Raw genomic sequence first — 13,923 nt, forward strand, 5'->3', positions numbered from 1 at the left:
AGCAATTACGCCAAAGCCTGCGCCAAATCAGCAATTAAATCATCGGCGTATTCCAGACCAACTGACATGCGGAGCAGGTTTTTGGGCGTTATGCTAGTGGGGCCTTCTGCGCTGGCCCGATGTTCAATCAGGCTTTCAACGCCCCCCAGACTCGTAGCTCTGGTAAACAGGTTTAGCTTGCCAATAAATCGGATTGCCTCTTCGGGACCGCCTTTTACCTGAACTGACAGCATAGCTCCGGGACCATTCATTTGCTGCTGAACCAGCGCATGGCTAGCGTGACTGGCCAGTCCTGGATAGTGCACCTTCTCTACTGCTGGGTGACTTTCCAGAAATTCGGCGATAGCCTGTGCCGTGAGACTTTGCGCCCGTACACGAACGCCCAGCGTTTTAATCCCCCGGCTAATCAGCCAGCAATCAAAAGGCGACGGTACTGCTCCCGACAGCCCCTGTAACTGTCGAATCCGTTGCGCAAACTCATTGTCTTCTTTAAAAATCAGGGCACCGCCCAATACGTCACTATGCCCACTCAGGTATTTGGTGGTCGAGTGCATAACTACATCGCAGTTGAAGTCGAATGGGCGTTGCAGTACGGGCGTAGACCAGGTATTATCGCACACACAAATGGCCCCCATCTCATGCGCTAATTGGCTGACGGATAGCAAATCAGTGATGTCGAGCATTGGGTTCGAAGGCGTTTCGCACCAGACGATACGGGTGTTTTCGTGAATAGAGGTTTTTACTGCATCAAGATCGCTCATGTCTACCCGCGTGTACGTCAGACCCCAGGGATGAAATACCTGTTCGAGCAGGGCAGGGGTGCCGTAATAGGCATCCGTTGACAACAGCACATGATCACCAGGACGTAAAGCCTGAAATAGGGTCATTGTGGCTGCCTGTCCTGACCCGAAGGCCATACCTACAGCTCCCCCTTCGAGGGTCGCGAGTGCCTTCTCCAGCGCTTCCCGGGTTGGGTTGTTCGGGCGGGTGTAGAGGTAGTGGGCCGGCAACTCGTTGGCTTCGTTGCGGGCATAGGTTGTTGACAAATAAATGGGAGGCACTACAACTCCCGTAACTGGGTCGGGCTGGTGCGTAGCGCGGAGGGCGAGCGTATCGAAGTGCATAAGCGGACAGAACCGTAAAACGGCTCATTTTTTGTATGCCGAAGTTCTCGGTTTCCGTTGGTAATTCCGCATCAGCGGGCCCAAATAGTTCTCAACGTTTTTCCCACCTTATTTTTCATTGGAATGAACTGGACAAAATGGTCTCTCTGGATCCGTATACAACACTGCTGACGACTAAAACGGCTGCGCACTTACTCCGGCGAGCTACCTTTGGCCCAACGCAAGCCGAAATCGCCAATTTCACGGGTTTAACGGCAGCACAGGCCGTTCAACAACTCATCACGAATGCCAATTATTCGCCAGCGCCACCTGTTGACCTGGACCATGATCAGCCAACCGCCGGGCAGACCTATTTAGATAAGCCATTTAACCATGCCCGAAACTTCGATTTTGGGCATTACCTGCGTTGCTGGTGGCTGGGGCTGATGACCTCGCAGGCAGCTCCTCCCAGCTTACTCGATAAACTGACACTATTCTGGCAAAATCATTTCGTGACAACCCGCGAAACGGTTGGTGATTACCGGTTCCTGAATCAGTATCTGTTACTATTGCGGAATAATTCGCTGGGCAGTTTCCGAACGCTGGTTACCCAAATCACTAAAGAGCCTGCCATGCTTCGCTACCTGAACGGGAATGAAAATGTGGTAGGGCATCCGAATGAGAACTATGCCCGCGAACTACAGGAACTATTTACCGTAGGGGCGTTTGATTTTACGGGGAATAAGAATTACACCGAAGATGACGTGAAAGCGGCTGCTCAGGTGCTGACGGGCTGGGAGTATACCAACCACGAACTTGACGGCTCAACAAGTTTTGCCACTACGTTCACGGATGCAAAGCATGATAGTACGGATAAAACGTTTTCTGCTCATTATAACAATACGGTCATAACTGGGCGTGCTACCTCGTTACCAGGCACAACGTCAGCGGGAGATGCTGAACTGGATGATCTGGTAACCATGCTGTTAAGTCATCCGCATACGTCCCGGTTCATCTGCCGGAAACTGTACCGTTGGTACGTAAATCCAAATGTTACTCAGACCATTGAAGATACCATCATTGGCCCGTTGGCGCAGGTTTTTCAGGAAGGCAACTTCGCTATCCAACCCGTCATAGTCAAGCTATTAACGAGTCAGGTCTTTTTCGATGAGACTACGATCGGTGCCATTGTTAAGTCGCCCGCTGAGCTGGCCATTGGAGCCATGCGGTTTTTTAATCAGCCAGTGCCCGACATCACCACCGAATACGCAGCGTTTAAAACGTACTTCGACTTTGTGTATTACCGCATGCAGGACATGCAATTGGCTGTTTTAGACCAGTCTTCGGTATTTGGCTATGAAGCGTATTATCAAACCGGCTACTCGAAAATCTGGATAAATTCAACCACAATCGGCTTTCGATATGACTATACCGACGCCTACGTTCTCCGATATCTACAAGTCAAACCGGATTATCTGATGGGCATTGATGTGCTGGCGAAAGCTACCGCTCTCCAGCCCAATTTTTCAGATGTAGCTGGAACACCTGCCATCTCCAGCGTGGATATCCTGAATGGCTTCACTACGAATCTATTTGTTTACGATCTGCTGCCCTCTCAACGGGATTTTCTGATTGATACCATTCTGATGCAGAACCTACCGCGCACGTCCTGGATTTTTCAATGGAATGCGTACCGGACTGATCCAACAGATGGAGGAGCCCGATATGAAGTACGGTCACGCCTGGAGAATTTAATGAAATACATGCTTCGTATGGCCGAATACCATATTTTCTGATCTGTAGCGATACGGGATAGTGTTGTCTAAATTTGATTCTGTGGTTCTAATGATAATCAGATACGATAGAATCAACAGAACCAAGAAAACTTACGATTAACCCCTTCATTAATTAGCTGGTATGCTTTTTGTTTAGCGGATAAAGGAACTTTATATGTAACACTATATATCATATTTAATGCCTTATCTGTCTCCGTATACGCCTTTATTGACAAATAAGACAGCTGCCCATTTACTTCGCCGAGCCACCTTTGGGCCTACGCAGAGCGAAATTGCCAACTTCACGGGCCTAACGGCTACCCAGGCCGTACAACAATTAATTAATAATGCCAATTATTCACCCCCGGCGCCAGTCGATATTGATGGGACGCAGCCGACTGTTGGGCAGACTTACTTCGACCAGCCCTATAATAATGACCGGAACTCTGATTTCAGCCATTATCTGCGCTATTGGTGGCTGGGATTGATGACTTCCCAAACGGCCCCGCCAAGCTTACTCGATAAACTGACGCTGTTCTGGCACAATCACTTTGTAATAACCCGCGAAATTGTTGAAGACTGTCGCTTTATAAAACGGTATTTACTGCTACTCCGCAACAACGCCCTGGGTAACTTCCGTACACTGGTCACCCAGATCACAAAAGACCCCGCCATGCTCCGGTTTCTGAACGGCAATGAAAATGAAACAGGTAAGCCCAACGAAAATTACGCCCGTGAGCTTCAGGAACTGTTTACGGTAGGTGCTGTGGATTTTGCGGGGAACAAGAATTATACTGAGGATGACGTAAAAGCCGCAGCCAGAGTGCTTACCGGCTGGCAGTATACCAATTATGAGGAGTATGGTACAATAAGTTTTGACACGACCTTCACGCTTTCCAGACATGATTCAACGAACAAAGTGTTCTCGGAGAAATATAACAACACCGTTATCACAGGCAGATCAGTCAATCCATCGGCTATGGTTACGGCAGGGGATGCCGAGCTGGACGATCTGGTAACAATGCTGCTGAATCATCCCCAAACAGCTCGGTTCATTTGCCGAAAACTCTACCGCTGGTATGTGAATCCAAACGTAACCCAAGCCATTGAGGATAACGTAATTGTACCATTGGCTCAATTTTTGTCGAGCCCGAGTAATAACTATGCTATTCAGCCCGTGATCGTTACGTTACTGACGAGCGAGATTTTTTTTGATGATTCGAATCGGGGGTCTATGGTTAAGTCACCGGCTGATCTGGCCGTTGGAACAATGCGCTTATTTAATCAACCCGTGCCGGATATGGCAGGCGAATATGCAGCTTTCAAGACGTATTTCGACTTCATGTTCTGGCGCATGCGCGATATGCAAATGACGCTACTGGACCCGCCTTCCGTACTGGGGTATGAACCTTATTATCAAACAGGCTATTCGAAAACCTGGATTAATGTGACTACCCTTGCCATACGAAGCGAGTTTACCGATGCGTTTATATGGGGAGGCTTTCATGTAAGCCCGGTTTATATTCTGGGTATTAATTTGTTAGCCTGGGCCACGTCTCTACAACCCAACTTTGATGATCTGGCTGGCACGCCCGCCATCACTTGCCTGGATGTGCAGAAGGCTTTTTCAACGAATATGTTTGCCACCGACTTGCTTCCGTCGCAGGTTGATTTTCTGATTGATACCATCATGATGCAGGAGCTTCCGCGCACATCCTGGACGTTCGAGTGGAACGCCTACCGGGCGTTGCCCAATGATGTGGGGAAACGAACGGCCGTGTTCTCCCGATTGCAGAACCTGATGAAATACATGCTTCGCATGGCTGAATACCAGCTTTTTTGAACCCCTAACCCGTTAGCTAAAAGGCATTTTTGACATTTAAACTGATTTTAAACCATGATCTTCGCAGCGCTCGTTCTCTGTATATTGCTTATGATTATATTGATGTATAAACTTATTTTTAATTAATACTGGGAGTGGTCAGTAATACTTAGTCTTTATAGCTATTTTGTTGACTAAGCGGTATGCTTTAGTGTAGACAACAATTAGACGCATGGCTGTATTACTAACCTTCTCCTTGAATGCCTTATCTGGATCAATACACAGCTTTACTAACGGCTAAGACAGCCGCCCATTTACTTCGCCGAGCCACCTTTGGGCCTACCCAAACCGAAATTGCCAATTTCACAGGACTGACGGCTGCCCAGGCTGTACAGCAATTAATCAGTAACGCGAATTATTCACTCTCGCCACCGGTAGACCTGGACAGTACCAAATCAACGGCTGGGCAGACCTACCTTGATAAGCCGTTTAGTGGTGACCGTAATTTCGATTTTGGCCATTATCTACGCTACTGGTGGCTTGGGCTGATGACCTCCCAAACGACCCCGCCAAGCTTACTCGATAAACTGACGCTGTTCTGGCAAAATCACTTTGTGACAACTCGCGAAGTAGTGGATGATTACCGATTTGTGAATCAGTATTTGTTGTTGTTGCGCACTAATGCACTGGGCAATTTTCGAACGCTGGTCACCAAAATCAGTAAGGAGCCTGCTATGCTTCGCTACCTGAACGGGAATGAAAATGAAGTTGGGAAACCTAACGAAAATTACGCCCGTGAGCTTCAGGAACTGTTTACAGTTGGTGCCGTGGATTTTGCGGGGAACAAGAATTACACCGAGGATGACGTGAAAGCCGCGGCCAGAGTGCTTACTGGCTGGAAATACACAAATTATTTGGTGGTTGGCTCAACGAGTTTTGCCACGACGTTTACACTCTCTAAACACGACAAGGCTGATAAGACATTTTCGGCAAAGTATGGCAGTACCGTCATTCCGGGTCGATCGGCCAATCCATCGGCTACGGTTACCGCGGGTGATACCGAGCTGGATGATCTGGTGACGATGTTGCTGAATCACCCCCAAACGCCCAGGTTTATTTGCCGGAAACTGTATCGCTGGTATGTGAATCCAAACGTAACTCAGGCTATTGAGGATAATGTAATTATACCTCTGGCCCAATTTTTGTCAAGCCCTGGTAATAACTATGCTATTCAGCCGGTCATTGTCAAACTGCTAACGAGTCAGCTATTTTTCGATGATTCGAATCGGGGAGCTATGGTTAAATCACCGGCTGATCTGGCCGTGGGAGCGATGCGATTTTTTAATCAGCCCGTACCCGATATGACGACTGATTACGCAGCTTTCAAGACGTATTTCGACTTCATGTTCTGGCGTATGCGCGACATGCAAATGGCGCTTGTTGATCAACCGTCGGTATTTGGGTACGAACCTTATTATCAGACGGGGTATTCGAAAATCTGGATGAATACAACCACCATAGCTCTCCGTAGTGATTACACGGATGCCTATATCTGGCGTTGGCTTCAGGTGAAACCGAATTATAAAATGGGGATCGATTTGCTGGCCTGGGCCACTACCCTCCAGCCGAATTTCTCTGATGTAGCGGGAACCGCAGCTATTAGTTGTGTGGATGTGCAGACAGCCTTTTCAAAAAACCTGTTTGCCAGTGATCTGTTTCCGTCGCAAGTCGATTTTCTGATTGATACCATTATGATGCAGGGCATTCCGCGCTCATCCTGGACCTTTGAGTGGAACGCTTATCGAACCGCTCCAACGAATACGAGTAAAAAGAATGCGGTTTTGTATCGATTGCAGAACCTGATGAAATACATGCTTCGCATGGCTGAGTATCACATTTTTTAGCCTGGTGTGGTGAAGAGGTGGAGTGGGTGTAGTAGGTGGAGTTAGTGGCGTGAGTGCAGTAAGTGGAGTCAGTCAAAAAGTAAAATTGTATTAGACGGACTCCACTCACTGCACTCACGCCACCAATTTTACTCACTCCACTACTACCACCTACTTCACCTACACCACCACTACGCGATGAAACGGAGAGATTTTTTGACGGCGGCTTCGGCGAGTTTGCTGCCTGTTATGCTGGATGGTTTTGGACTAAAGGCCATGTCGCGCCAATCGGCATTGGTGCAGGCATTGTTGGGAACAAGTGCATTAGCCAGCGACAGGGTACTGGTTATTGTTTACCTGAATGGGGGCAACGATGGGCTCAATACCGTGATTCCCCTGGACCAGTATTCCTTGTACAATGGCCTGCGATCTAACATTGCCATTCCGCAAAACGCGGTGCTTCCCTTAGAGGGGAATCTGGCTACGGGTCTGCATCCGGCCATGACGGGTATGCGTAACCTGTATAACGATGGCAAACTCTCGATTGTCCATTCCGTTTCGTATCCCAATCCAGATCAATCTCACTATCGGGCAACGGATATCTGGATGACCGCTGTTGACTCCAGCCAAACCTCCGATTCGGGCTGGGCCGGGCGTTATCTTGAAAATCGGTTTCCGGGTTACCCAGCCGGCTATCCAAATGCGCAGATGGAAGATCCATTGGCTATTCAGATCGGTTACCTGACCTCCACGGCGTTATTGGGAAGCCAGCAATCAATGGGTATTGCGTTGAGTGATCCCAATAGTTTTTACCAATTGGTTGGCTCGGCTAGTGCAACCTCACCCGGCGATTTACCGTGCTGTGACGCGGGGGACTTAATTGCCTTTATCCGTAAGCAACAGGCGCTATCGGTGGGATATGCAGCCCAGATCAAACAAGCCGCCGATGCGGGTCAGAATCTGGCCGTCTACCCTGATTCAACCCAAAATAATTCCCTGGCCGACCAGTTGAAGATTGTAGCCCGACTGATTCACGGGGGGCTGAAAACGAAAGTATACTTCGTTTCGCTGGGAGGCTTTGATACGCATTCGGGTCAGGTGGACGGTACGGATGTGACAACCGGTAGCCATGCGGTGCTATTAGGGAAACTGTCATCGGCTGTTGCTTCCTTTCAGCAGGATTTGAAATTGCAGGGCACTGAAGATAAAGTGGTTGGTATGACGTTCTCGGAATTTGGTCGGCGGGCAAATTCCAATAATTCAAAAGGTACAGATCATGGAATAGCTGCCCCCATGTTTGTGTTCGGAACTAGTGTCAAACACCGCACCATCGGCCACAATCCTGACCTGGCGAACCTGACAGGTCAGGCAGGAAATAAGGACATTAACATGCAGATCGACTTTCGGCGCGTGTATACAGACATCCTGAACGATTGGTTTGGCACTGCACACACCACAACGAACTCCCTGCTTTTTCATGAATTCCCGACTGTTTCGTTGTTTTCAGATACTGTGGAAACTGTAACATCGGGGAACTGGCAAAATCCGAATGTTTGGACCGTAGGTCGAGTGCCATTTGCCAGTGAATATGTTAAAATAAACGCAGGCCATACCGTAACCCTGGATCAGACAATCAGCGTAAAAAACATCAGACTTGAGGGTAAATTACAGTTCACTGGGCCTTACTCTGTGCAGATGACGGGCTAGTGAAGGCAAACCATTCGTTGCCAGCTTTTAGGGAACGGCTTGCGCTGCAGTTCGGTTTTCTACTACCTTTACGAAAACCGTATGCACGCATACTAGTTGGCAATGGAACAAACCTATCAATCTTTATCATTCGCGCAGGCCGATGGCGTGATGACCGTTTCGCTACTTGGCCCTGGCAAGGGAAATGCCATGGGGCCGGAGTTTTGGGAGGAGCTTCCCAACGTAATGGACGAAATCAATCAGCTTTCCGACATTCGATGCATTGTCTTCCGGGGAAGTGGTGATCATTTTAGCTACGGGCTTAACATCCCGCAGATGATGCCTCGCCTGGGGAAAATGACCACGGGTACTGTGCTGGCACAACAGCGCAGGGAACTAATGGGACAAATTCGGCAGATGCAGTCAGGCTTTCAGAAAATGCACGAATCGCCAAAGCCAGTTATTGCGGCCATACATGGCTGGTGTATTGGCGGTGGCGTAAACATGATTGCTGCTGCCGATATCCGGCTTTGCTCCCGTGAGGCCAGGTTTAGCTTACGGGAAGCTAAACTTGCGATCACCCCCGATATTGGCGGTCTTCAGTTTTTGCCGCATATCATTGGTCAGGGATTTACCCGCGAAATGGCGTTTACTGGCGCTGATTACGATGCTGCTTTTGCTGAGCGAATTGGTCTTGTCAACCACGTTTACGACTCTCCCGATCAATTATTTGATGCCGCAGCAACCCTGGCTCGCCAAATTGCCGATAATCCCGCTTCGGCTGTACAGGGTGCCAAGCAAGTACTGAATTACAGCCTGAACAAATCCATCGAGGATGGCCTTCAATACGTAGCCGTCTGGAATTCAAGTCAATTGCAATCCAATGATTTCTCCGAAGCCATGCAGTCGACAATAGAGAAACGTAAAGCAGAGTTTAATAAAAAATCAAATCGAGGATATTAAGTGGAGTGGGTGAAGTAAGTGAAGTAGGTGTAATAAGGTGGCAGTGTTTCCTGACTTACTTCACCTACTCCACTCACTTCACTTACTTCACCCACTCCACTTACTCCATTAATTTCTAAACCATGAACGTAACGGGTATGCTGCGCGACGATGCGCTGAAAGGAAAAACGATTATTGTTACTGGGGGTGGCACAGGACTGGGTAAATCCATAAGCCGGTATCTACTGCAACTTGGGGCAAACGTCACGATTTGCAGCCGCAGACAGACTGTTATTGACGACACCGCCAATGAATTAATGGCCGAGACGGGGGGGCAGGTACTGGCCGTAGCCTGCGATGTGCGTAACACCGCAGAGATTGAAAATGTCATGGCCAAAACGATTGAGAAATTCGGGAAGATCGACGGATTGCTCAATAACTCCGCCGGTAATTTCATTAGCCCAACCGAACGGCTATCGTACAAAGCTTTTGATACCATTGTAGACATTGTTCTGCGCGGAACCTATTATTTCACGCTGGCCGTGGGTAAGTACTGGATCGAAAACAAGATTCCCGGTACGGTATTGAATATTTCCACCACCTATGCTACTACGGGCTCTGGCTATGTTGTGCCATCGGCAGTAGCCAAAGGTGGTGCGCTTATCATGACAAAATCTCTGGCGGCCGAATGGGGCAAATATGGCATTCGTCTCAACGCTATTGCGCCGGGCCCATTCCCAACCAAAGGTGCCTGGGATCGACTCTTTCCCGAGCCGCTGGCGAGCATGATGGACCCAACAAGCCGTATACCGCTGCATCGCGTAGGCGAACACGGCGAACTGGCTAATCTGGCGGCTTTTCTACTCTCCGACTATTCCGGTTATATCACTGGAGAAAGCATCACTATTGATGGGGGAGAAGTACTGATGGCGGGCGAATTCAGTCATCTGGAAAAGGTCACTACCGAGCAATGGGATATGATCGAACAAACCATCAAACAAGCCAATCGGGCAAGTAAGAAGGAGTGATAAATGAGGAATGTAAAATGGATAATGTAGAATGAAGTCTGCTAAAATTATACATTATTCATTCTACATTATCCATTCATTTTCGGCACCTTTGCCCCCCAATTTGTGTTATAAAACTGTACTAAAAATCGTTAAAATGCCTAACTGGTTTCTCGGAAAAATCCGCTATCAGCAACCCATTGACGACTCGAATGTCGGCACCCGGAATGAAGAGTTTATCAAGCAAAAAACAGTGACCGAAGCGTACCTGGTGGATGCCGTCAGCTATACCGAAGCAGAAGGTCGTCTGTACCAGGAGATTGCGGCAAACACCCCTGATTTTGAAATTACGAACATCTCGCGAATGAAATTAGCTGATGTGTTTCATAATGAAGATGGGGGCGAAGTCTGGTTCAAGGTAAAAGCCATGTTCATTACAGACGACGAAAAAACGGGCAAGCAGAAGAAAACGCCAAGCATCATGCTGGTGAATGCCGAAACGCCTAAACAAGCCTACGAGCGCGTAGAATTAAGTTTGAAATCGGCGCTTGATCCATTCGAAATTACGGACGTCAACACAACCAAGATTTTAGATATTTTTCCATATAACGAAGAAGAAACCCGTAATCTTCGGCCAATCAGTGAGTTGGTAAGCCCTGAACCGGAAACGGTCTAACCACTTAGCATCCCGAAGGCGTTGAGCTTTCGGGATGTTTGCTTTTATAGAATGCGGCTCTTTTTTTACAAGATTCCCGACTTATAGGTAAAAATACTTGCATTAAATGAGTTAGGTACAGATATTTGCCCTCATTATGAAACGCGCTCTGTTCCAAGTGTTCAACCTACTAATGGTCTGCGTCGTGCTGCTGAGCAGCACAGGCTTTGGGCTGGTGGAACATTCATGCCAGATGCGCGGCAAGAAAAAAACGATGGTTGTCGCGTTTAGCGATACCAAAGCCCAATCCGGTTGCGCCATTGATCAGAAGTCGATGCCAGACCAGCAAACACTCGTTAAAAAGACGCAGTGTTGTCAGGATGACCAACAGTATGAGAATGTCGATATTTCGTCTTCACTGAGCCAGTTGGTTGCGAAGTTTATCAAGACAATCACCGAAACGATTGCCGCCGGTGTTGTTTCCGTATTAACCTGGTTTGTCCACTGGATTTTTGCCGGAAAGTCGTCCTCTGTTTCGATCTTTCCATCCCCGCCTTCTCTATCCGGACGCGACATCCTGACGCTCATCCATAGCCTCCTTATCTGATCCGTTGATTGATGGTTTCTGGCCTTTGTCGTTCCGACGCAGGCTTATGATATACTCTATCTATCAATCAACGAACTCATGAAATCTATTTATGTATGGATTTTTGTGCTGTCGACTGGGCTCCTGGCGAGCCTACCTGGCGCGGCCCAAACAGTCCCAAACAAACTTTTTGCTGCTGATTCTACGCAGCCTGTAGCCATTCGGGGGAGTGTCAGCGAACTCGTCAACGGCAAACAAATTCCCCTTGTTGGCGCAACTGTACAATGGGTTAACACCTCAGTTGGTACGATAACGGATGCGGAGGGACATTTTCAACTGTCACTCCAGCCAGCGTATACGCGTTTGATTGTGAGTTATGTTGGCTACCAAACGGACACATTAACGGTAACAAATCCTACGGGTGCAGTAACGGTAACACTTCGAAGTACCCGAACCCTACAGGAAGTAACAGTATCGGGCGCGCCGGGGCAACTTGACCGGATCAATCCCATTCAGACCGAATTTATCAATCAGCGTACACTGGCCAAAGCTGCTTGCTGCAACCTCTCCGAAAGTTTTGAAACCAACGCTTCCGTAAGTGTGTCGTATAGTGATGCCGTTACGGGTTCGAAGCAGATTCAGTTTCTGGGATTGGGAGGGCAATACGTGCAGACGAACGTTGAGAATATTCCAACCGTTCGCGGATTGGCGACTACGTTTGGCCTAAATTACATTCCTGGAACCTGGATCACGAGTATCGATGTGGGTAAAGGCGCAGGCTCAGTCGTGAATGGGTATGAGTCGATGAGTGGCCAGATGAATGTTGAACTTCAAAAACCTGACGACAAGCAAACGCTCTTTATAAATGCGTATGCTAACAGTTTTGGACGGATTGAGGGCAACGTCAACTGGTCGAAAGCCCTGAGTAAAAAATGGAGCATGGGGGTACTGGGTCATGCCAGTACCCTGCGAACAGAGATCGATCAAAATAACGACGGTTTTCGAGATTTGCCGTTATACACCCAGATTAATGCCATCAATCGGTACAAGTATACCAGTGATCGGTACATGGCCCAGTTTGGCATAAAAGTTCTTTACGAGGACCGGGATGGTGGCCAACTGTCGAAATTCGGGGCATCACGTTACAGTTTTCTGAATACAACAAAGCGATTGGAGTTTTTCTCAAAAACCGCAAAACTGTATCCTGAAAAACCCTATAAAGGATTGGGGCTGATTCTGAACGGGGTGCATCATGAGCAAACGGCGCACTTTGGATTTGCGCCTTACGAGGGTCAGCAGCAAACGTTTTATGCCAACCTGATTTACCAAAGCATTATTGGGACTACCAACAACAGTTTCAAAGCTGGATTGAGTTACCTGTTAGATGATTACCGGGAGCAATACCGGGCCATCGGTACCGCTCGTACAGAATCGGTGCCCGGTGCTTTTGTGGAATACACCTACACCTATCCCGAAAAATTAACCCTTGTATTGGGTGGTCGACTCGATTTTCATAACCTGTTTGGTACTCAATTTACGCCCAGGGCTCACCTGAAATATAACCTCAGTCAGGCTATTACGGTGCGTGCATCGGCAGGGAGAGGGTTTCGGGCAGCTAATCCTTTCGCCGAAAACTTCGGGTATTTAGTCAGTTCGCGGGCCGTGTTTCTGAACAAAGCTTTACAAGCCGAATCATCCTGGAATTACGGACTAAGCATCACAAACGATTTCGAACTGTTGGGTAAAAAAGCGTCGTTTGTGGTGGATTACCATCGGACTGATTTTCAGAACCAGCTCATTGTTGATATTGAACACCCCGGCGAACTGTATTTTTATAACCTGACTGATTCTGGCAATAAAGGACGCTCCTTTGCCAATAGTTTTCAGGCCGAATTGAACGTGCAACCGGCAAAACGCTTTGAAGTAAAAGCCGCCTATCGGTTTTTCGACGTGGAGCAGAGCATGGGCGGGCCATTCGGTGAAGAACGACTATTGCCTAAAATGATGGTTAGCCGGGATCGGATACTGCTCAATGCGGGCTATGCACTACCTTTTGATAAATGGAAATTTGATGCTACCCTGCAATGGAACGGTCCCCGGCGGATTCCCTACCTTCGCGAAGGTTACGTCCATTCCAGTTATCAGAATATGCCAACCGAAGAGGCTCCTGGTTTTTATAACCTGAACGCACAGATCAGCCGGGCGTTCAGGAGTGGGTGGGAGATCTATCTGGGTGGAGAAAACCTGACGGGTTTCCGTCAACTGAACCCGATTGTTGCGGCCAACGATCCATTTGGAGCACGTTTTGATGCTGGATCGCAGGTGTGGGGACCTATCACAGGTCGTATGGTGTATGTGGGCTTTCGGTTTAAACCTCTAATCTGAACCTGGATTTAGCTGATTTAAGGATTAAACCTGATTTTGTTTTAATGATTCGCTTCAAAGAAGCGCAGAGCAAAATCCT

10 protein-coding genes are annotated in these 13,923 nt (G+C 48.2%); 9 read left to right on the plus strand and 1 reads right to left on the minus strand.

Annotated features, from left to right (window positions below; all coding sequences use genetic code 11):
• Positions 1-5: 5 nt before the first annotated feature.
• Positions 6-1,124, minus strand: a complete 1,119-nt coding sequence (locus ACYVGO_RS16800; RefSeq protein WP_460970265.1) for a trans-sulfuration enzyme family protein — start codon at positions 1,122-1,124, stop codon at positions 6-8.
• A gap of 137 nt (positions 1,125-1,261) precedes the next feature.
• On the opposite strand from ACYVGO_RS16800, the gene ACYVGO_RS16805 reads away from it, so the two are divergent.
• The 9 genes from ACYVGO_RS16805 (at position 1,262) to ACYVGO_RS16845 (ending at position 13,844) form a co-directional block, all read left to right on the plus strand.
• Positions 1,262-2,899, plus strand: coding sequence for a DUF1800 domain-containing protein (locus ACYVGO_RS16805; protein WP_460970266.1), 1,638 nt, complete (start codon positions 1,262-1,264; stop codon positions 2,897-2,899).
• Positions 2,900-3,077: 178 nt separating this feature from the next.
• Entirely contained in the window at positions 3,078-4,721 is a 1,644-nt protein-coding gene (locus tag ACYVGO_RS16810; protein ID WP_460970267.1) for a DUF1800 domain-containing protein, read from the plus strand.
• A gap of 239 nt (positions 4,722-4,960) precedes the next feature.
• On the plus strand, positions 4,961-6,604 hold the full coding sequence (locus ACYVGO_RS16815; RefSeq protein WP_460970268.1) for a DUF1800 domain-containing protein: 1,644 nt from the start codon (positions 4,961-4,963) through the stop codon (positions 6,602-6,604).
• A 177-nt stretch (positions 6,605-6,781) separates the two neighbouring features.
• Positions 6,782-8,290 (plus strand): DUF1501 domain-containing protein, encoded by a 1,509-nt coding sequence (locus tag ACYVGO_RS16820; RefSeq protein WP_460970269.1) that lies wholly within the window; start codon positions 6,782-6,784, stop codon positions 8,288-8,290.
• Positions 8,291-8,392: 102 nt separating this feature from the next.
• Complete coding sequence (locus ACYVGO_RS16825) at positions 8,393-9,232, plus strand: crotonase/enoyl-CoA hydratase family protein (protein ID WP_460970270.1); 840 nt, start codon at positions 8,393-8,395, stop codon at positions 9,230-9,232.
• 122 nt (positions 9,233-9,354) lie between these two features.
• Positions 9,355-10,239, plus strand: coding sequence for an SDR family oxidoreductase (locus ACYVGO_RS16830; RefSeq protein WP_246859539.1), 885 nt, complete (start codon positions 9,355-9,357; stop codon positions 10,237-10,239).
• Positions 10,240-10,375: 136 nt separating this feature from the next.
• Positions 10,376-10,894, plus strand: coding sequence for a DUF4494 domain-containing protein (locus tag ACYVGO_RS16835; RefSeq protein WP_460970272.1), 519 nt, complete (start codon positions 10,376-10,378; stop codon positions 10,892-10,894).
• A 136-nt stretch (positions 10,895-11,030) separates the two neighbouring features.
• Positions 11,031-11,480, plus strand: a complete 450-nt coding sequence (locus ACYVGO_RS16840) for a hypothetical protein (RefSeq protein WP_142772378.1) — start codon at positions 11,031-11,033, stop codon at positions 11,478-11,480.
• 78 nt (positions 11,481-11,558) lie between these two features.
• A complete protein-coding gene (locus ACYVGO_RS16845; RefSeq protein WP_460970273.1) occupies positions 11,559-13,844 on the plus strand; it encodes a TonB-dependent receptor in 2,286 nt (761 codons plus the stop codon).
• Positions 13,845-13,923 lie beyond the last annotated feature (79 nt).

Source organism: Spirosoma migulaei, from assembly GCF_054776855.1.

Bases quoted from the DNA above. Each gene is read 5' to 3' on its own strand.
- ACYVGO_RS16825 (WP_460970270.1), top strand. From the start codon at position 8,393: ATGGAACAAACCTATCAATCTTTATCATTCGCGCAGGCCGATGGCGTG.
- ACYVGO_RS16800 (WP_460970265.1), bottom strand. From the start codon at position 1,124: ATGCACTTCGATACGCTCGCCCTCCGCGCTACGCACCAGCCCGACCCA.
- ACYVGO_RS16845 (WP_460970273.1), top strand. From the start codon at position 11,559: ATGAAATCTATTTATGTATGGATTTTTGTGCTGTCGACTGGGCTCCTG.
- ACYVGO_RS16820 (WP_460970269.1), top strand. From the start codon at position 6,782: ATGAAACGGAGAGATTTTTTGACGGCGGCTTCGGCGAGTTTGCTGCCT.
- ACYVGO_RS16815 (WP_460970268.1), top strand. From the start codon at position 4,961: ATGCCTTATCTGGATCAATACACAGCTTTACTAACGGCTAAGACAGCC.
- ACYVGO_RS16810 (WP_460970267.1), top strand. From the start codon at position 3,078: ATGCCTTATCTGTCTCCGTATACGCCTTTATTGACAAATAAGACAGCT.
- ACYVGO_RS16830 (WP_246859539.1), top strand. From the start codon at position 9,355: ATGAACGTAACGGGTATGCTGCGCGACGATGCGCTGAAAGGAAAAACG.
- ACYVGO_RS16805 (WP_460970266.1), top strand. From the start codon at position 1,262: ATGGTCTCTCTGGATCCGTATACAACACTGCTGACGACTAAAACGGCT.
- ACYVGO_RS16840 (WP_142772378.1), top strand. From the start codon at position 11,031: ATGAAACGCGCTCTGTTCCAAGTGTTCAACCTACTAATGGTCTGCGTC.
- ACYVGO_RS16835 (WP_460970272.1), top strand. From the start codon at position 10,376: ATGCCTAACTGGTTTCTCGGAAAAATCCGCTATCAGCAACCCATTGAC.